Genomic DNA, 19,421 nt, shown 5'->3' with positions numbered 1-19,421 from the left:
ACCGGCACAAAAGAAAAGGCCGCTCTCTGCCGGGGGGTGTCCGTACATCCGGGATCACCTTTGGCGGAGAGCGGCCTTACCTGTCGCGACCTTCTTGGGCGCAGTCTTTATTGCAGTCCCCTCTGGACATGCTTTTTACAAAGCAGGAACCGTGCCAGTTTGGGAAAGCCGCTGAAAACCAGCGTTTGATGATCAGCACCACTGCGATGCAGCATCGATTTCGACTACTTATTGTGCAGTTGCGTTGTCCAGATTTCCGCATTGCCGGATTTTGCGACAGGAGCGCCGGCGGGCGGCGCCCCTGTTTTCATTCAGAATTCATCCCAGCCGTCATTGGCTGGCGCCGCTGCAGCACTACCATGCCCCTGAAACGCGCCGGCGAGCTTTTGACCGAGCGACCGGGCCGGTGATTGCACAGCCGGTGTTGTCACCGAGGCCGGGCGGATGCCGGGCTTTGACAGGGAGGAACTGCGGATCGGAGCGGCCGGAGCCCGGTGCGAGCCCGCCTCGGCCGCAGCGCGGTGCATGTTCGCCTGCGACACCTCTCCAAGCTGGAAGTTCGCCAAGAGCGCCGTCAGTGCCGAAGCTTCCGCCGCAAGCGTGTGGCTGGCAGCGGTCGATTCCTCGACCATGGCGGCATTCTGCTGTGTACCCTGATCCATGACGTTGACAGCACGGTTGATGTCGTTGAGGCCGATCGACTGTTCGCGGGCCGCCTCGACGATCGAGGAAACGCGCAGATTGATCTCGTCGACCTCATGGACGATCACTTCCAGCGCCTTGCCGGCCTGCCCGACCAACTCGACACCGGTCTTGACCTGCTGGCCGGACTTCGAAATCAACGCCTTGATTTCCTTGGCGGCATTGGCCGAGCGCTGAGCCAGTTCACGCACTTCCTGGGCAACGACCGCAAAGCCCTTGCCCGCATCGCCTGCACGCGCGGCTTCGACACCGGCGTTGAGCGCAAGCAGATTGGTCTGGAAAGCGATCTCATCGATCACGCCGATGATGCTGGAGATTTCCTGCGACGACGTTTCAATCTGGCCGACGGCATCAATAGCGCTTTTGACGACAGCGCTCGATGTCTGCGCGCCGGATTTCGCCTTGGCAACCAGCTGGCCTGCCTCCTCGGCCCGCACCGTCGAATCGCGCACCGAAGCGGTGATCTGGTCGAGGGCCGCGGCTGTTTCCTCGACAGAGGCAGCCTGCTGTTCCGTGCGTCGGGCCAGATCGTCGGCCGAGGTGCGGATTTCTGCCGACCCGGCCTGAATGCCGAGTGCATTGTTGCCAACCGATTGCAGGGTCTGCTGCAGGGTGCCCATTGAACTGTTGAAGTCTTCGCGCAGCGCATCGAGCGAGCCGATGAACGGCGTCATCAGGCGGAACGTCACGTCGCCATCGGCCAACCGCTGTAGGCCTGTACCAAGTTCGGTGACAGCAAAGCGCATCTGGCGTTCGTTTTCCTGTGTCTCCGCAGCGCGGCGCTGGCGTTCTTCCTCGCCAAGCGTGCGGGTTTCGGCAGCTTCAGCCTCCAGACGCTGCTTGGCGATCGTCGCGTCACGCAGAATGGCAAGCGAGCGGGCCATGTCGCCGATCTCGTCGTTGCGCTCGGCGTCGGCAATAACGATGCCTGTATTACCCCGTGCGATTTCGCCGGTTGCATTGACGATGGCCTCGAGACGGCGCCGGAAGCGGTTGGAGATCATTACGCCAAGCAACACGAGCAGAACCGAGGCGACGCCAATGATGATGACGGAGATCCAGGCCATATGGGTGAGGTAGGCAAAGACTGTCGATTTCGGAACGGAGACGATCGCGTACCAGGCGGTATCCGGCAGCAGTTGCACGGGAACCGCGACGGAAAGGAAAGCGGTCCCATCCTCGCCTGTGACATCGACCGGCTTGCCCGGATTGTCGATCATCTGCTGCCAGGTGGCGGCATCGATGCTGCTATCCTTGAAGGCCTTGCCAAGATTGGCGGCGTTGACATGACTGAGGAAGTGTCCACCTTGCGAGATCAACGCGACATTACCATCACCCAGTGGCTTCATGTCGGCGAGTTTCGATGTCAGGCTGTCGAGCGCAATGTCGATACCGGTCACGCCGAGCGGCTTGCCATCGACGGTGACGGGACCGACGAGCGTGGTCATCATCACGTCCTTGCCGTCGATGACGTATTTGTAGGGCTCGATCACCACCATCTTCTGTGCCTTGAAGGGCAACTGGTAATAATCGCCGGGGCCTGGCTTGTCGTAATCGACCAGCGGCGTCACCTCGATCTTGCCGCCGGAGCGCACCCAGTACGGTACGAAGCGGCCGGTCGCATCATGTCCCGGCTTGTTGACGTAATCCGCATCCTTGCCGTCGAAGGCATTCGGCTCCCAGCCAGTCCAGACGCCAAGCGCAAACGGACTATCCTCCAGCGCCTTCTTCATCATCGCATCCGCCGAGGTCCGGTTCGCGGTACCGGATGTTTCGAGCGCTGAAAAAACGCTCTGGAAGGTGGCGACGAGTTGCAGTCCCTGCGACATCTGCCCCTTCAGATCAGCAGCCGTCAGCGCAGCCGCAGCGTTCATTTCATCGACACTGCGCCGTTTGACTTCGGAATAGGAGATCCAGAACAGGGTGCCCGCCGTTACCACCGTGGCAAAAAGCCCGGTAGCAACAACGGAGAATATATTACGGGAGGTCGCAGTCTTGAACAGCATCTCGTATCCTCGCAAGCGCGACGGCAACGGGCGAATGCCTCAAGTGTTGCTACGTCACATGAATATCATTCTGGAAAAAAGGTGCGGAGGATATCGTTCATGCGACAGTAAAGTTCGTCCTTCCAGACGAACAATGCCGGCAACGTAAAAGCGTTTCACGATCCCTCCCCGATAAAGATCGGAGACAGGAATGTTCACGCACCCTCCCAGTGAAATCATTTCACCGGCAGTAAAAGTGCGCCGCAAATCTTAATGTTCATCTAAAATGCCAGTGATAATTGCAACCGCTGCTTAATTCTTCGCGGCAGGCGAAGGATTGCACTCAGCTGATGTAACCCTTCTTCATGGCCTTAACGACAGCCTGAGTACGGTTGACCGCATCCAGCTTTTTGCTGACATGGTTGAGGTAATGATTGACCGTGTGCTCGGACAGACCGAGGATCCCCGCAATCTCAGAACTCGTCTTGCCGGCGGCGGTCCAGTTGAGACATTGGATTTCACGCTCCGACAGGGTGACGGGAGCCCCCTTCCAGAACGAACCGATTTCGGTCAGGCGATTGTAGACGTGGATGGCGATCATCTGCAGTTCCATCATCACAGACATCGGCAAGTCAGCCCGCCGTCCCATCCAGATGACGGTCGCCCGGCTGCCGTCGGCGTCGTGGACCGGGAAATAGTTGGCCTGCAAAATCCCGTGCTCGCGCAACAGGGTGATATAGCCATTTGTCTGAGGCAGGCGGCCGCTCTCTTTCTCCCACTCATCCACTGTCAACTGGAAGGGTGTCGTAGTCTCCCTCAGACGGCGAATGCCGGTCGAATGCTTCAGGAGCGAGATACTGTCATATGCATTGACCAGATCGGCCGGCATATTGGACAGGATCGAGGTGCTGGACAGCTTTTCCGCATCGAAAGACGGAACCATGCAGACAAGGAACGCCTTGAAGCCGAAGGCCTGCGTGATCTTCTTCATATAGCGGATCGCGTCGAACTGGGTTTCCAGTGCTGCGATATCCGAGGCGAAATCGCCGCCGCGCGACTGCTCTTTTTCAACCGGTTCAGCCATCAACGTATCGCGCATTCACAAACTCCACCGCACATCCGAGTGCGTTGCCGGCCAAGCGCCCCGAGGCTTGCCCGATATTTCACTCTATTCATCATGCCGGTTTCCTGCTTGCATTCATAAACATTTCTCAATTGATCAACCCGGCCCGTATCGCTTTTGCCACGGTTTGCACGCGATTGACAGAATCCAGTTTGCGGGTGGCGCGGCTGAGGTAGTGATTGACTGTATATTCCGACAGATCCAGGATTTTCGCCATTTCCGTGGTCGTCTTGCCGGCCGCTGCCCAATGCAGGCATTCGACTTCACGGCGCGACAGCACTGCGGGCATGGGCGAGCGGATCTCCTTGATTTCACTCAGCCGGCCGAACAGGTAACCGGCCTCGTAGGTCAGTTCCTTCAACTCGGCGGAACTGACCACGTCGCGATTGCCGCCGAAAGCGATCGCACCGCAGGTGCCATGCACATCATGAACCGGAATGTAGACACCGCGCCGCAGGTTGACCCGTTCGAACAAGCTAAGGACCTCGTTTCCCTTGCCGTCGGAGCGCCGATGGGAATCAAGAGTGGTATCGTAGGTAAAGGGAATGGTGCTTTTGCGCAGACGTGCGATGACCGGGCTGCCTGCCATCATGTTGGCCGCATCGTAGTTGATCAGGAAATCAGTGGGCCAGTTGGTCATGACGACTGTATCGGACAGACTGGCGCATGTTTTCCCCGGCACGACCATCACTAGAAAACCTTGAAAACCATACAGACGCGAGACTTTCTCCAGCGCCTGGCGGATATCCGCTTCACGCGTCATCTCCTCAGTTCCCCGCTGGCCAACGGCAACCGTTCCGGGTGATAGATGTCCGCTGAAATCCACCATTTTCTACCTCTTCCAGGCTCGCGCCCAATGGATCAGGCGTCACGAAAACCCGTTGCGACACCACCCCAGGCATTCTCACCGGTCAAATCCCAGCGACCCGTCTTTCGAGGCGGGAGTTCGAGCGTCGGCAGGCACAGAATCTGATATATTAAAACTACAGCTCCGATTTTCCCACGTCCAGTCGATTCACCTAATTAACCGTAAAGGTATCACGAAAGTCTAACGGCCAGGACCGAGACGGATTTCGACGTCTTCGCTGATGGCCATCGCCACCTGTCGAACCGGGCGCGCCCAGTTTTCCAGCTGCTCCATCGTCACCCGATATGCCGGCCCCGTAACCGAGATACCGGCGACAAGATCGAACCCGGCATCATGGATCGGAGCGGCAACACAGCGGATTTCCGTTTCATGTTCCTCGCGATCAAAGGCATAGCCCTGCAAGCGGGCCTCGTCCAGATCACGTGTCAAAGACGCTACGGAAAGATGTGTATTGGCGGTAAAACGATGGAATGTCAGTTGGCTCAGTGTATCGGCGAGCCGTTCCGGCGGCAGCACGGACAGCGCCGCTTTCCCAAGGCCGGTGCAGTAAACCGGAGAAGCATTGCCGATCTGCGATTCCATCCGCACCGTCTGGCGGCTTTCCACCTTGTCGACATAGATGATCTCGGTGCCGCGCAACACGCCCAAATGAACCGTCTCGCCGGTTTCTTCATGCAACCGGCGCAGATGCGGCGCCGCGACTGTGCGGAACTGGTTTTTAGACCAGGACCGGTAGGCAAATTTCAGCAGCCGCAGGCCGGGTTCGTAGCAAAGGTCGCGCCCTTGCGTCAGAAGTCCTTCCTCGACGAGATGGGAAAGTTGCCTGTGCAGAGTGCCGCGCGGCTGACCCGATAGTGCCAGAATATCGCTGAACCGGAGCGGCCGGTCGGATGTCACGACCGTCTCCAGCACGGAAAGAACCTTGCCCAGCGTACCGGTGCCGCTATTGTGTGCAAAAGCGGACGAAGAAATATCCGGCAGATCCTGTTTCATCATTGCTGTCCATTTGCCGCACGCCCCGGCTTCGACCTTGACAAGCCAACGCCTCCAGCGCGATAATTCCAAATAATAAGAGTCAGTTCCATATTGTGGAACAAGACGGATATAAAATCAAGCAGCCTTCAGATGGCTTGCATTCGGGAGAGCACACCATCATGGCCTTGCCAGCCGCGCAATTTCACGACCTTAAAGGGCGTGGCGTCCTGATCACCGGTGGCGGTTCGGGCATCGGCGCCGCTTTGGTCGAAGGCTTTGCCCGGCAGGGTGCGCGTGTTGCCTTTCTCGACATTGCCGAAACCGATAGCCGGGCGCTGGTGGAACGGCTCGCTCCCACTGTCGATCATGTCCCGGTTTTCATCCAGGCCGATCTGCGCGACATTGCGGCGATAAAGTCCGCCGTCGATCAGGCTGCCAGCGCAATGGGGTCACTCAGTATCCTCATCAACAATGCCGCGCGCGACGACCGCCAGCAGCTTGAGGACGTCACCGAAGCGAGCTGGGACGAAAGCCAGGCGGTCAATCTGCGGCATGTGTTTTTCACCTGCCAGGCCGCTGCCCCGCATATGCGCCGGGCGGGCGGCGGCTCGATCGTCAATTTCTCGTCGATCGCCTTCATGCTCAACATGGGCGAAATCCCGGCCTACGCGACCGCCAAGGCCGGGATTGTCGGCCTGACCAAGTCGCTTGCCGGCAAGCTTGGTCCCGACAATATCCGCGTCAACGCGGTTTTGCCGGGCATGGTGGTGACCGAGCGGCAGAAGAAGCTCTGGATCAGCGATGCCGCGATTGCCGGCATGATCGAAAAACAATGCCTGAAAAACATGCTCGTCGCGGACGACATGGTTGGCCCCTGCCTGTATCTCGCTTCCGACTGTTCGGCGCGGATGACGGCACAGGCCATGATCATCGACGGAGGAGTATTTTAATGACGGCAGCATCCTATGCGGCAGTGGATTGGGGAACCTCGAGTTTCCGCCTCTGGGTCATCAGCGAGAGCGGCGCGGTTCTGGCGGAGCGCCGTAGCAGCGAAGGCATGACGACCGCCGTAAAGACAGGTTTTTCCGGCATACTTGAATCCCACCTTGCCGCCGTTGCAGCACCGCCGCATCTGCCGGTGATCGTCTGCGGCATGGCCGGTGCCCGTCAGGGCTGGGTCGAGGCAGGTTATCTGGATACACCTGCCCCACTCAGCGCCATCGTCAAGGCGGCCGTTACCGTGCCCGATGCCAACCGCGATATTCGCATCCTGCCTGGCCTTGCCCAAAGAAGCGAGGAGGCGCCGGACGTGATTCGCGGTGAGGAAACCCAGCTGCTCGGCGCGATCTCGCAGCTCGGGGGCGGCAGCCATCTCGTCTGCATGCCTGGTACACACAGCAAATGGGTGCGCGTGACCGGCGGCATTGTCGATGGTTTCTCGACCTTCATGACCGGCGAATTGTTCGACGTCATCGCCAAGCATTCGATCCTCAGCCACGCCATCGCCGATGCCGGTTCCTTTGCCAATGATGACCCGGCCTTTCTTGGCGCGGTTGCCAAGACGGTGAAAAACCCGGCCCTTGCCACCAATCTGGTCTTTACCGTGCGCAGCGGCCAGCTGCTGCATGGCCTGCCTGCTGGTGATGCCAAGGCTCGCTTGTCCGGCACGCTGATCGGCCTGGAAATCGCCGGTGCGCTTGCCACCGCCAAACCCGGCAGCAGCGTCTGCCTGGTGGCGTCGGGCGGCCTTGCAGGGCTGTATCAATCGGCGCTGACCGCTCTCACTCTCAATCCCGTTATCATCGATGCCGATGAAGCCGTTCGCCACGGCCTTGCCGCCGCGGCCAACGCCATCTGGCCAGCCTGAAGGACGACCCGCATGAACCGCATACCCTTTCCACCAATGAAATATCCGCTGATCGCCATCCTGCGCGGCCTGAAGCCCGAGGAAACGCAGGGCGTCGTCGGCGCGCTGATCGAAGCCGGATTTACCGCCATCGAGATTCCGCTCAATTCACCCGATCCGTTCCGGTCGATCGAGATTGCCGTAAAGATGGCGCCGGCCGGTTGCCTGATCGGCGCAGGTACAGTCTTGACCACCGAGCAGGTTGAAAAGCTCGATGGCGTCGGCGGCAAGCTTATGGTCAGTCCGAATGTCGAGACCGACGTGATCGCCCTTGCTGCGGCACGCGGCATGGTCACCATGCCGGGCGTCCTCACTCCGACCGAAGCGCTCGCTGCCGCCCATGCCGGCGCAACCGGCCTCAAGTTTTTTCCGGCCAGCGTGCTTGGCCCGGCCGGCATCGCGGCGATCCGCACCATCCTGCCAACAGACCTCGAAATCGCCGCCGTCGGTGGCGTTTCCGATACCAATTTCGGCGACTATGCCGCGATCGGCATCAAGAGCTTCGGCCTCGGTTCCAGCCTCTACAAGGCCGGTATGACCGCTGCCGAGGTTGCGGAGCGGGCGCGGGTGACGATCAAGGCCTATGATGCGGTGTACGGAGCATGAGCGAAACTATTCCCTTTTCCGGCCGGATCCTCAGCGAGTTGACACTCGAACTCGGCGAAGGCCCGACCTTCGACCCCGCCACCGGCACCGCCTGGTGGTTCAACATCAAGGGCCGCGAACTGCATGAACTGCATCTGGAAAGCGGCCGCAAAACCCTGCATGTCCTGCCCTTCATGGGCAGCGTGCTGGCGGTCATCGATCCGCAACGCCAGTTGATCGCATCGGACAAAGGCCTGTTCATCCGCGACACCAAAACCGGAGAGCTGAGCGCCTACGCAGCTCTGGAAAGCAACCCGGGCAACCGCTCGAATGACGGCCGCGTACATCCATCCGGCAGCATTTGGGTCAGCACCATGGGCCGCAAGGCCGAAAAGGAAGCCGGTGCCATCTATCACGTCGCCAAGGGCGCGGTGACACGGCTTTACGGCGGTATCAGCATTCCCAACGGCATCTGCTTTTCGCCCGACGGCAGTATCGGCTATTTCGTCGATAGCGCTATCAACCACATCATGCGGGTCGATCTCGATCCGGCGACAGGTCTGCCGGTCGGCGAAGCAACCGTGTTCAGCGACCAGAGCGACAACCCTGGCGATGTCGATGGTTCCGTCTGTGACGCCGATGGCCGGATCTGGAATGCACGCTGGGGTCAGGGCGCCGTCGATGTCTATACGCCTGACGGCACGCGGGTTGCCCGCCATGCACTGCCCGCCACCCAGTCGAGCTGCCCCGCCTTCATCGGTGCCAAGGCAGACCGCCTGCTGGTGACATCCGCCTGGCAGGACATGGATGACGCCGCCCGCAAGGCCGATCCGAATGCCGGCAAGACGTTCGAACTCGGCGTGGCGGTCAATGGCCGTTTCGAGCCGGGCTACAAGCTCTGAAGCGGAACTCCTGTTTTGCTTGAAGAGTGAACGAAAAAGCCGGACATTTGCCCGGCTTTTTCTTTGTTATCAGCATGTCAGGCGTGTGAAGCGGCCGGTCGAGACGGCCGCAGCCGCCACCAGGTCTCGCCGGCATAAATCGCCAGGCCTGCGGCGATGAAGAGTTCCTTGTACTCAGTCGGATCCCAGAGCCGCAGCAGGCGGTCGGATTCGGCCAGGAACAGTTGCTGCACCGCAACGATCGAGATTGCCAGAATGGCATACAGTAGAAACTCTTTCCACAGACCATGCCGCAGCGCCAGATTGACCAGAACGAGAAGGATGATCACGGTCATCATCACCGATATCTGTGTTGGCAGCACACCCCATCGTCCGCTGTTGAACGCGACCATGGGGGCACTGGCCGCGAGCACGAAGACGCTGGGCATCACCGCAGCACCAGTGCTGCCCTTCAACCACCGCCGCAAAAACAGGCCAACGAAAGGAACAAACACCAAAAGGAAAAAAGCGCCACTATAATAGATGAGCTCGGATGCTCCGGTTGCTATGTTGTGGAAGTTGAATTCCTTCTGGTCGTTCAGGGCCGCGAATGCCTGCGGTGTCGCCACATTGAAGACGCGCTGCATCCACGAAATCTCTTCCATACCGATGACGAAGAAAACCAGAGCGAACATACCAGCAAAACCGGCGAGCCAGACCGGACGCCCGCCGCCGGGTCGTGTTCCAGCCAATTGTCCGATCGCAACAAGCACGAAAAAGGCTGACGCAATGAAGAGGAAGAGCGCCGACAGCCATTCGAAAGGACCATCTTCCAGCGATAAAGCATTGAAACGCTGAGGGTTACGCGAGAACAACCAGGCGCACCAGAGGGCAAAAACCGTCACCCCAGCGCTGATCAAAATCGATTCCAGTGGCAGCCGCGGCACAGCCGGTCCCCCATGCGGCACGCCATCTTTCCAAAGCGCGCGGACCAAAGCCGTCGACAGGAGAAAGGCGACGAACGACCGGAAAAGATCATAGGGGTGCAGGCGCGGCGCCCTTTCGGTGTTGTAGCTGACACCGAGAAAGGCGTGTTCATAAACGAACATGGCAGCCATCACGGCGAGCGAGACAATGCCCATGCGCAACACATGCAACTGCAACACGCGCTCCAACAACATCCACTTCAATTGATACAACTCCATAGCGGGGATCAAAAAACGGCCGTCTTTGCAGCACAGCCCCAAGCCGGTAAAAATTTTTAATTTTAGTGTTTGAGCGGAGCGTGAATTCCAGTCTTGCCGCTGGAATGACACGCCCAATCTGCAGCGCACAGTTGCAGGACTTGGTTACTTTTTCCTGCCAAAAGAAGTGCGATGAGATAAAAACGCCGAAAAATTCCCGCCAAAATAGAAGTAGCCAGCATTACCTGGTTCAAGCGTATTGGCCGAATTCCTTTCCGTTCTGGCTGAAGCCAGCTTCCGTAGCCTGCTTATAAAACGAAAAGTTCCTCCTCCAATTGCATATTTTTTTACGGAACCACCCTCCACCTGAGCCGTTGTGTTTGCATCACCGGTGCGGCGGCAAGGATTTGAACCCCGCGCTTTGATCGACAAAGAGAACGAAAAGGTAGGTTTACAATGACCAAGAAACTCGTAGCTTCCGTCGCCGCAGGTGCACTTTTTGCTGGCGTCACCGTATTCGCACCCATGAGTTTTGCTCAGGAAACAACACAGCCGTCGGCTCAGCCGCAGACCATGGAAACGCCAATGAGCGGCACCGAGCAGCCGGCTGACGCGATGAAGAAGCCGATGGACCAGGCGGCCGCAACCACGCCAGCCGCAGGTTCCGGTTACCTGACCGAACAGGGAGCAGACCAGATTGCGGCCAGCACCTATATCGGCCAGTCCGTCTACAATGCTTCGGATGAAAGCATCGGTGAGATCAATGACGTGATCTTCACCAAGGACGGCTCGGTCGAAGCGGCTGTCATCGGCGTTGGTGGCTTCCTGGGGATCGGTGAAAAGAACGTCGCCGTTCCGCTGGATACGATTACGGTTGCCGATGTACCGAACTCCGACGACCTGAAGCTGACCACGGCGGAAACCGCCGATACGCTGAAGGCAGCGCCGGAATTCAAGACCAAGTCGCAGCAGGTAGCTGAACAGAATGCCAATACGCCGGTTGATACGACAACCACGTCGTCAACGGCTCCGGCAGCGGATCCTGCAATGAAGCCGGCTGAACAGCCTGCGACCAACCCGTAATCCCGTAGAGGGCTGGGTGAGGCGAAACGGCGGTGCGAAAGCGCCGCCGTTTCTGTTTAGAACAGTACCCCGTAGCGAAGCGCGTCATAGATGCCCGCGTGAATATTGCGGCTGGCAACGGCGTCGCCGATGCGGAAAAGATCGAACTCCCCGTCCGGATTACGAGTCTTGATCGGATTTTCCTGGCGGATCAGCGCCTTGTAGTCCACCGCACCGAGATTGCGCGACAGCGGCTTCAGCGCGAGATAGAGGTCGGCCATCGGCAGGGTTCCGTGTTCGACCACGACCTGCGCCACCCGCCGTTCGACCGCGGCCCTTTCCGAATAGTCAGAGCCAAGCACAGCAACCAATTGGTTGCCCTCGCGGCGCACCGATTTCAGCCTTGTATTGATCGTCACCCGGACATTCTTTTCGGCAAATGCCTTGGCATAGGGAACATGGTTCATGCCGCCGATTTCCGGGGCGAACATGCGTTCCGGGGAGACGATCTCCAGTTCGGCACCACTTGCCGCAATCAATTCCGCCGCTGTCATGCCGGTATGGGCGCCATTGTCATCGTAGAGCAGGACGGGACCTTCCGGCTTGATAACACCGGCGATGATATCCCAGCTGGAGACCACCAGGTCTTCGCCCGCTTCGAGAACCGGATTTTGTGCGATGCCGCCGGTGGCGATGACCACCAGATCCGGCTTTCGCTCCACGATATCCTCAGCTTCGGCAAAGACATTGAAATGAATAGGAACGCCGAGACGCTCCAGCTCGGACAGGCGCCAGTCAACGATGCCGATCATTTCCTTGCGGCGCGGATTGCGGGCTGCGAGCAGGATCTGGCCCCCGGCCTCCCCGGTCGCCTCGAGCACTTCGACGGAATGACCACGCTCCGCCAGAACCCGTGCGGCCTCAAGTCCCGCCGGCCCCGCTCCGACCACGACGGCTTTCCGCAGAGGTCCGATTGTCTTCGAAATCACATGCGGGATGGTTGCCTCACGGCCTGTCGCCGCATTGTGAATACAGAGCGCACCGCCGCCCTCGTAAATGCGATCAAGACAATACGTGGCGCCGACGCATGGGCGGATCTGGTTTTCGCGGCCTTCGATGATTTTCTTGACGATATGCGGATCGGCGATATGGGCGCGCGTCATGCCCACCATATCGAGCTTGCCTTCGGCGATCGCATGGCGGGCGGTCGCGACATCGGCAATGCGGGCGGCGTGGAAGACCGGGAATTTGGTGGCGGTGCGAACCTCGCCTGCGAAATCCAGATGCGGCGATGCGACCATGCCCTGGATCGGGATAACATTGGTCAGATGCGCATCGTGATCGATATGACCGCGGATGATGTTCAGGAAATCGACCTTGCCGGACCCGGCCAGCCGTTTGGCGATCGCGACGCCTTCCTCGCGCGAGAGGCCGATATCCCATTGCTCATCCGCCACCATGCGGATACCGACGATGAAATCCGGGCCGACAGCCTTGCGCACCGCATCGAGAACCATGTCGGAAAAGCGCATGCGGTTATCGAGCGAACCGCCGAATTCGTCGTCGCGATGGTTGGTCGCGGGAGACCAGAAACCATCCATCAGATGGCCGTAGGCTTCGAACTCTATGCCGTCCAGCCCTGCCGCCTGCATGCGCTGAGCGGCGCTGGCATAATCGCCAACGATGCGCTCGATATCCCAATCCTCGATCTCCTTTGGAAACGCCCGATGGGCGGCTTCGCGCACGGGTGACGGCGACAGCACCGGCAGCCAGTCGCCCTTGTTCCAGCCGGTGCGGCGGCCCAGATGGGTAAGCTGGATCATCACGGCGGCGCCGTGCTCATGACAGTCGTCAGCAATCTTCTTCAGCCATGGCACGATCTCATCGGAATAGGCATAGAGATTGCCAAAGGCCGGCGGCGAATCCTCCGAGACGATCGCCGAACCCGCCGTCATGGTCAGCGCGATGCCGCCCTTGGCCTTTTCGAGATGATAGAGCCGGTAGCGGTCTTTCGGCATGCCGTCTTCGGAATAGGCCGGCTCATGCGAGGTCGACATGATCCGGTTTTTCAATGTCAGATGCCTGAGCTGATAGGGCTGGAGCAACGGATCTTTCGTCGAGGTCATTCTGTTTTCCCGGGAGGCGAGATGCCCGGTATCAATACCAGGCATCGGCCATGCTGCTCTTGCGTCGTGTCATATAGTCGTCCAACGCCTCGTCGATTGCCACATCCAGCGGCGGCGCTTCATATTCGGCCAGCGTCTTTTTCCAGCGCTTGTTGGCGCGCGCCGCCATGTCGGTCGAGCCGCCCTCCTCGCTCCATTTTTCAAAAGGTTCGTTGTCGGAGAGAGCGGAATCCCAAAATGCGGTTTGATAGTTGCGCATGGTGTGATCGCAGCCGAGAAAATGGCTACCCGGTCCCACCTGCAGGAAGGCGTCCATGGCCAGCGTATTGTCGTCCACCACGACACCCGCGAGGTAGGAATGCAATGCGCCGCAAAAATCCGTGTCCATGACGAATTTCTCGTAGGACATCGCCAGCAGCCCATCGAGGAAGCCGGCGGAATGCAGGATGAAGTTGGCGCCGCAATGCACGGCAGACAGCATCGACATGACGCCTTCCTGCATTGCCTGTGCATCCGGCAGCTTCGAATTGGAGAAATTGCCGGCGCAGCGCAGCGGCAATTTCAGCCGCCGGGCGAGTTGGCCGATCACCATCGAGCCTATGGCCGGTTCCGGTGTGCCGAAGGTCGGCGATCCCGAGCGCAGCGACATGGACGACAGGAAATTGCCGAAGATCACCGGCGCGCCCTTGCGCTCCAGCTGGGTCAACGCACAGCCGGCCAGCGTCTCAGCGTAAGACTGGGCAATCGCTCCGGCATTGGTGACCGGCCCCATGGCGCCACCGAGAATGAACGGCACGATGACGGCAGCCTGATTGGCACGGGCATAGGCGCGCAGCGATTTCGTCATGGTGCCATCCCAGACGAGCGGCGAGTTGACGTTGACATTGCCAAGGATGACGCAGTTCTGATCGACGAAATCACGGCCGAAGACGATCCGCGCCATGTCGATCGAATCCTCCGCCCGGTCTTCGGCGGTGATCGACCCCATGAAGGCGCGATCGGAATATTTGATATGGCTGTAGACCATGTCGAGATGGCGCTTATTGACCGGCACATCGACCGGCTCGCAGATCGTACCGCCGGAATGGTGCAGCCAGGGGCTCGACTGGGCGAGCTTGATGAAATTGCGGAAATCTTCCAGCGTGCCGTAACGGCGGCCCTTGTCGAGGTCCATGACGAAGGGCGAGCCATAGGCCGGGGAGAAGACAACATTCCTGCCGCCGATCTCGACATTATGGGCGGGATTGCGGGCGTGCTGGGTAAACTGGGCGGGTGCAGTGGAAACGATCTCGTTCAGCATGCCGGGCTCGAAGCGGACAAGCAGACCATCGACCTTCGCCCCTGCCCGCTTCCAGTGGTCGATCGATGCGGGATCGTCGCGGAACTCGATGCCAACCTCAGACAGGATGCGATCGGCGACCCGCTCGATCTTCTGAAGGTTTTCCTCGCTGAGGATATCATAGGTCGGGATGTTGCGGGCGATATAGGGGACGCCCGTAATCCTGGCCGAATTGTCACGCCTTGCCGGTCGCGCCGAGCGTGAACGTCTTGCCGGTTCTGCTTCGTTAGCCACAAGCGTTTCCATCGGATGCCTCCCCTTTTCTCAGTCGAGGCTAGCCGCGAAAAAGATCAGTGTAACGCTGGAAAAATTGGAGACATGATATAAGCTGTATTTATGGAAACTCTGCGCCGCCTGCTGCCTTCTGCCTCCAGTCTGATCGTCTTTGAGGCGGCCGGGCGACATCAGAACTTCACGCGTGCCGCCAATGAGCTGGCAATGACGCAGGCCGCCGTTTCCTATGCCATTCGTGGCCTGGAGGAACAACTGGGCGTGCCGTTGTTTCACCGGGTTCATCGCGCGGTGCAATTGACGGAAGCGGGCGAAAAGTTCCATGCCGACGTGTCGCTCGGACTGTCGCGCATCCAGAAATCGGCCGAAGAAATCCGGGCCAAGCGGCGCGAGACCAATGTGACGCTCGCCGCATCCACAGCCTTTGCCTCGATGTGGATGCTGCCACGGCTGACGAAACTGCGTGAAGACCTGCCCGAGATCGACCTGCGCATCCAGACCAGCGTGCGCGATCTCGATCTTGAGGAAGAGCCGATCCCGCTTGCCATCCGCGGCGGCGGCGATCCGGTCAACTGGCCGCGCTACCATACCGCACTTCTGGCGCCCGAGGTGATCTGCGCCGTCGCATCACCCGCCTTCGTCGAGGCCAACGGCATGCCGCAACGGCCGGCCGATTTGTTGAAGCACCCGTTGATCCATCTGGAAGAACCAGTCAGGCAAGCCTACAGCTGGCAGGAATGGTTTGCCAGTGCCGGCGTTTCCTACCCCGCCAAGGCACGGCGGTTGACGCTGAACGATTATGTCCTGGTGATCCAGGCGGTGCTGGCCGGTGAAGGCGTCGCGCTTGGATGGAACCATCTGATCGAGCGGCAGGTTCGCTCGGGCGCGCTGGTTCCGGTCGGCAATCATGTGCTGAAGACCGATCTGGCCTTTTACGTCGTCTGGCCGCGCTCACGCGAACTCAACCAACAGGCACGCCGGGTGCGCGATTGGCTCCTGGAGGAAGGACGCCGGGAGCGGGAGAGTTGAAGGCTCAGACCGCGACGGAGAGTGCGGGGCTGGTCTCGCGATATTTCTCAGCGAGATAACGCAGCGTCGTGACAGAGTCTGCTGGCTTGCCGTAAAAATAGCCCTGCCCCATGCCGCAGCCAAGCCCTTTGAGCTTCAGCGCCTCGGAGAAATCCTCGATCCCCTCGGCAACGACCTCGAGGTTGAGCCCCTCGCACATGGCGATGATCGCCTTGACGATATGCTCGGACGCGCGGTCGGCGGAGATGCGCGAAACGAAGGCGCGATCGACCTTGACCTTGTCGAAGGAGAAATCCCGCAGGCGCCCAAGACTTGATTGCCCCGTGCCGAAATCGTCGAGCGAGATGCGAACGCCGGCGGCGCGCAGTTCGGTGACGATCCTCTGGGCAACATCCGCATCGGTCATCACAGCGGTCTCGGTGATTTCGAGTTCCAGCCGACGTGGATCAAGTCCCGCACGCTGGATGATCGACAGGACATTGGTGGCCGTCATCGGGTCCATCAGCTGCGCCGACGACAGATTGAAGGATAAAAACAGCTCCTTCGGCCAGAGCAGTGCCGTCTCAGCCGCCTTGCGCAGCAGGGTCTCGGACAGGGAATCGATGAAGCCGCGCTCTTCGGCGAGCGGCACGAAAACGGCGGGAGAGACATAGCCCAGATCCGGATCACACCAGCGGGCGAGCGCTTCGAAACCCACCACCATTTCAGTCTTCAAATTGACGATCGGCTGAAAATGGACATCGACCTCATCGGCGATGATTGCATTGCGCAGCGCCTGCTCCAGCTGCGTCGCGCGCTTCATCTCCTGGGCGATTTCCTGGGAATAGACGGTGATCTGGCCACGGCCGCGACGTTTGGAACGGTAGAGCGCCGTATCGGCGCTTTTCAAGAGGTCCTCGAATTCCTCACCGGCGAACGGATAAACGGCGAATCCGAAGGAGGCGGACAGGCGAACATTGCGCTCGCCCAGATCAAAGGGGGCCGACAAAACCTCTTTCAGCATCTGGCCGATCTTTTCGGCGGCCTTGCGCTCGAAGACCAGCGGCAAGACGAAGGCGAACTCGTCGCCGCCAGCGCGGATGACCGTTGCACCATCCGGTACGCAGGCCAGAAGGCGGCTTGCCACCTGGCACAGGATTTCATCGCCGGCATTGGGACCGAAGAGATCGTTGATAGGCTTGAATCCGTCGAGATTGGCAAGGCCGATCGTGAACGGCGCGGGATCGCTGGCGCGATCGGCGGCGATTTCACGCACCTTGTCACGCAGTCTGTAGGAATTGCCCAGCCCGGTCAGCGGATCGGTATAGGCCATTGCATGCAGGTCATTCCGGCTGATGTGCTGAGACGGTGTTTCAGCAGAATTCATAAACGCATTCCCAGGATTTGGATTCAGGCAGTCTCAGGAACAGACGATGGGCATGGAGAGTTAAAATTTCGAAAGCGCCTCTTGCCCTCTTTCCGCATCCTTCTCCCTAATTCTAGGGAGTTGACATAAATATGGTTCAAACCCGTGCTTTTGCTTGGCTTTCCCGCCTTATTTTAGAGATTGCAAACTTGGTGAGCGATTACCCCGCCATGCGTTCAGTTTTCGCGTTGACGAACTTGCGGTAGACGGCCTCGATCATGTCTGGGCTGATCGGCTTGGTGATATAGTCATCCATGCCGGCCAGCTTGCTTTGTTCTATATCGATGTCGAGCGCCTGCGCCGTGACGGCGATGATGGGCGTCTGGAACACTGCATTTTTCTCAAGAGCGCGGATGGCGCGTGTCGCGTCAAATCCATTCATCACCGGCATCGAGACGTCCATCAGCACAAGGTTCGGCCGGTATTGCTGCCACAGCTTGACGGCCTCCTCGCCGTTGGCGGCGATACGATAGGATATGCCGATCCCTTCGAGAATCTGGGCAAAGACGAACTGGTTGATTTCGTTGTCCTCGGCGACCACGACTTCGACTTCCGGCATGGGCCGGCCGGTCAGGTTGGCTTCCGGCACAATAATATCCCAATCGGCAGGGCCTTCGGCTTCCACCGACGGCAACGCGCCGATGCCGTGTTCGCATAACGCCGTAATGCTGGCGCGCAATTCGACGGCTTTCCAATCCTTGGCGATCAACAGGGAGGGAGACACCGTCCAGTTCGCAAGCGTCGCCAGTGCATGGGCCATCGTGCCGTCGATCAGAAGGGCATCGATCGTGATCCCGCGCGCTGTACACGCATCCTTGAACGCTGCAAGCTCAGTGGCGTTTCTGACCGCGCAGGCATCAAAACCCCAGCGGCGCAGCTGCGGCACCAGGTTGATTTCAAGAGCAGCGGCGGCCGTCATCAAGAGGATTTTCTGCCTGCCCCTCATGTCGGGGTCGATGATGGCACCCGCCTCGACCAGATGCTGCATGTCAATCGAGCGGAAGGGGTCGTAGCAATTCTGCGCCGGGGCAAAGGTGCTGTAATCCTTGACTTGCAACGGCGACCGGCCGGACGTGATGCCATCCAGCCCGTCATATCCCACGACCAGATCGGTCACGTCGTTCATGCAGGTGACCAGCAGATGTTTGCCGGGATCGCCGACACGGAACTTGCGGGTGACGACCCAGAGATCCTCGCCATCCGCCTTCACAATCTGCTCCGGCTGGCAATGGATAACGCCGCTCTCCAGCGTTACGCGGTCGGAGCGTTCGAATTTTTCGGCCAGATCCGGCTCGAGAAGATCCCAGACGGACCGACCAAGGATGGCGTCCGGGGTCATGCCGTGGAGGTCACAGAAGGCCTTGTTGACGGCGATATAGCTGAGGTTGCGATCTTTCACGCAGAGCGGGTTGGGCAGGCAATCGAGAATGCCCTCGGTCAGTTCGACGCGTTCCATATCGAGCTGCATCTGCTCGTCGCGCTTTTTCTGCTCGGAAACATCGTTGATTGCGACGATGCCGAGACCGTTCGACAAGCGCCGCGTGCGCACGTTGATCCAGCGGTGGCGGCCGATGCGTTCGACCACATCGAAACGCTCGCGCCAATGGTGCGACAGATGTTCGGAAATCCATTCCTCACGATTGGCATGGCGGCGGCTGCTCTCGGGCGCCGTGCCGCTGCGAACGCCGGAATCGAAGATCGCGCCGAGAAAATCCTTCAGCCGTGTTCCAGCCTCCAGAAAATGCGCCGGAATGGGATAGAACTGGAGAATGGGGCGTGTGGCAAAAACAATCTCATCATTCTTGTCGCAGACAAGAATGGCCAAGCCGAGCGCGTCAGACGTCGCCTCAAGCACCGTTTTCTGGATGTTCGCGCCGAAAGACGCTACATCATTCATTGCATAGCCCTCATATAACCTTGGCGGCTTCTTTTTCCGGGGACATGCTGACGAACGCGCCGATCAGGCCGTATCTGGGGTTCCGTTCCCGGGCGGACAGCTGCGCCACAGGCTCCAAATGAC

15 protein-coding genes are annotated in these 19,421 nt (G+C 59.4%); 6 read left to right on the top strand and 9 right to left on the bottom strand.

What is annotated here, in order from left to right; all coding sequences use genetic code 11:
• Nucleotides 1–311: 311 nt before the first annotated feature.
• The 4 genes from ASC96_RS19460 to ASC96_RS19445 form a co-directional block, all read right to left on the bottom strand.
• Nucleotides 312–2,708 carry a methyl-accepting chemotaxis protein gene (locus ASC96_RS19460; protein WP_060504780.1) on the bottom strand — a complete coding sequence of 799 codons (2,397 nt, stop codon included), beginning with the start codon at nucleotides 2,706–2,708 and terminating at the stop codon, nucleotides 312–314.
• Nucleotides 2,709–3,030: 322 nt separating this feature from the next.
• Nucleotides 3,031–3,786: a LuxR family transcriptional regulator gene (locus ASC96_RS19455; protein WP_060504779.1), complete on the bottom strand. Its 756-nt coding sequence runs from the start codon at nucleotides 3,784–3,786 to the stop codon at nucleotides 3,031–3,033.
• Between the two features lie 112 nt (nucleotides 3,787–3,898).
• The gene (locus ASC96_RS19450) at nucleotides 3,899–4,573 is read right to left on the bottom strand and encodes a LuxR family transcriptional regulator (protein WP_244482186.1); all 675 of its coding nucleotides are present in this window, start codon (nucleotides 4,571–4,573) and stop codon (nucleotides 3,899–3,901) included.
• A gap of 285 nt (nucleotides 4,574–4,858) precedes the next feature.
• Nucleotides 4,859–5,671 carry an IclR family transcriptional regulator gene (locus ASC96_RS19445; RefSeq protein WP_112834570.1) on the bottom strand — a complete coding sequence of 271 codons (813 nt, stop codon included), beginning with the start codon at nucleotides 5,669–5,671 and terminating at the stop codon, nucleotides 4,859–4,861.
• 161 nt (nucleotides 5,672–5,832) lie between these two features.
• On the opposite strand from ASC96_RS19445, the gene ASC96_RS19440 reads away from it, so the two are divergent.
• Genes ASC96_RS19440 through ASC96_RS19425 form a run of 4 tightly spaced genes read left to right on the top strand, consistent with a single transcriptional unit; the run spans nucleotide 5,833 to nucleotide 9,046 of the window.
• Nucleotides 5,833–6,603: an SDR family oxidoreductase gene (locus tag ASC96_RS19440; RefSeq protein WP_060504776.1), complete on the top strand. Its 771-nt coding sequence runs from the start codon at nucleotides 5,833–5,835 to the stop codon at nucleotides 6,601–6,603.
• Complete coding sequence (locus ASC96_RS19435) at nucleotides 6,603–7,520, top strand: 2-dehydro-3-deoxygalactonokinase (protein WP_060504775.1); 918 nt, start codon at nucleotides 6,603–6,605, stop codon at nucleotides 7,518–7,520. Before ASC96_RS19440 ends, ASC96_RS19435 begins: the two co-directional genes overlap by 1 nt.
• A 12-nt stretch (nucleotides 7,521–7,532) precedes the next feature.
• Entirely contained in the window at nucleotides 7,533–8,165 is a 633-nt protein-coding gene (locus ASC96_RS19430; RefSeq protein WP_060504774.1) for a 2-dehydro-3-deoxy-6-phosphogalactonate aldolase, read from the top strand.
• Complete coding sequence (locus tag ASC96_RS19425; protein WP_060504773.1) at nucleotides 8,162–9,046, top strand: SMP-30/gluconolactonase/LRE family protein; 885 nt, start codon at nucleotides 8,162–8,164, stop codon at nucleotides 9,044–9,046. Before ASC96_RS19430 ends, ASC96_RS19425 begins: the two co-directional genes overlap by 4 nt.
• Nucleotides 9,047–9,123: 77 nt before the next feature.
• Here the strand turns inward: ASC96_RS19425 and ASC96_RS19420 are convergent, their stop codons facing one another.
• Nucleotides 9,124–10,341 (bottom strand): hypothetical protein, encoded by a 1,218-nt coding sequence (locus tag ASC96_RS19420; RefSeq protein ID WP_156393798.1) that lies wholly within the window; start codon nucleotides 10,339–10,341, stop codon nucleotides 9,124–9,126.
• 324 nt (nucleotides 10,342–10,665) lie between these two features.
• On the opposite strand from ASC96_RS19420, the gene ASC96_RS19415 reads away from it, so the two are divergent.
• Nucleotides 10,666–11,292 (top strand): PRC-barrel domain-containing protein, encoded by a 627-nt coding sequence (locus tag ASC96_RS19415; RefSeq protein ID WP_060504771.1) that lies wholly within the window; start codon nucleotides 10,666–10,668, stop codon nucleotides 11,290–11,292.
• A gap of 56 nt (nucleotides 11,293–11,348) precedes the next feature.
• Here the strand turns inward: ASC96_RS19415 and ASC96_RS19410 are convergent, their stop codons facing one another.
• Nucleotides 11,349–13,397, bottom strand: a complete 2,049-nt coding sequence (locus ASC96_RS19410) for an NADH:flavin oxidoreductase (RefSeq protein ID WP_060504770.1) — start codon at nucleotides 13,395–13,397, stop codon at nucleotides 11,349–11,351.
• Nucleotides 13,398–13,428: 31 nt separating this feature from the next.
• Complete coding sequence (locus tag ASC96_RS19405; protein WP_060504769.1) at nucleotides 13,429–14,982, bottom strand: trimethylamine methyltransferase family protein; 1,554 nt, start codon at nucleotides 14,980–14,982, stop codon at nucleotides 13,429–13,431.
• 90 nt (nucleotides 14,983–15,072) lie between these two features.
• On the opposite strand from ASC96_RS19405, the gene ASC96_RS19400 reads away from it, so the two are divergent.
• Nucleotides 15,073–15,996, top strand: a complete 924-nt coding sequence (locus ASC96_RS19400; protein ID WP_060504768.1) for a LysR substrate-binding domain-containing protein — start codon at nucleotides 15,073–15,075, stop codon at nucleotides 15,994–15,996.
• 4 nt (nucleotides 15,997–16,000) lie between these two features.
• Here ASC96_RS19400 and ASC96_RS19395 read toward each other — a convergent pair whose 3' ends face one another.
• Together ASC96_RS19395 and ASC96_RS19390 are read right to left on the bottom strand one after the other, a co-directional pair.
• A complete protein-coding gene (locus ASC96_RS19395; RefSeq protein WP_060504767.1) occupies nucleotides 16,001–17,362 on the bottom strand; it encodes an EAL domain-containing protein in 1,362 nt (453 codons plus the stop codon).
• Nucleotides 17,363–17,561: 199 nt separating this feature from the next.
• The gene (locus tag ASC96_RS19390) at nucleotides 17,562–19,298 is read right to left on the bottom strand and encodes a response regulator (protein WP_060504766.1); all 1,737 of its coding nucleotides are present in this window, start codon (nucleotides 19,296–19,298) and stop codon (nucleotides 17,562–17,564) included.
• Nucleotides 19,299–19,421: the final 123 nt, after the last annotated feature.

The sequence above is a fragment of the Rhizobium sp. Root1204 genome (assembly GCF_001424965.1).
Lineage (GTDB): Bacteria > Pseudomonadota > Alphaproteobacteria > Rhizobiales > Rhizobiaceae > Pararhizobium.
The sequence above is the reverse complement of the archived record's forward strand: the minus strand, read 5'-3'. Positions and strand labels throughout refer to the sequence as shown.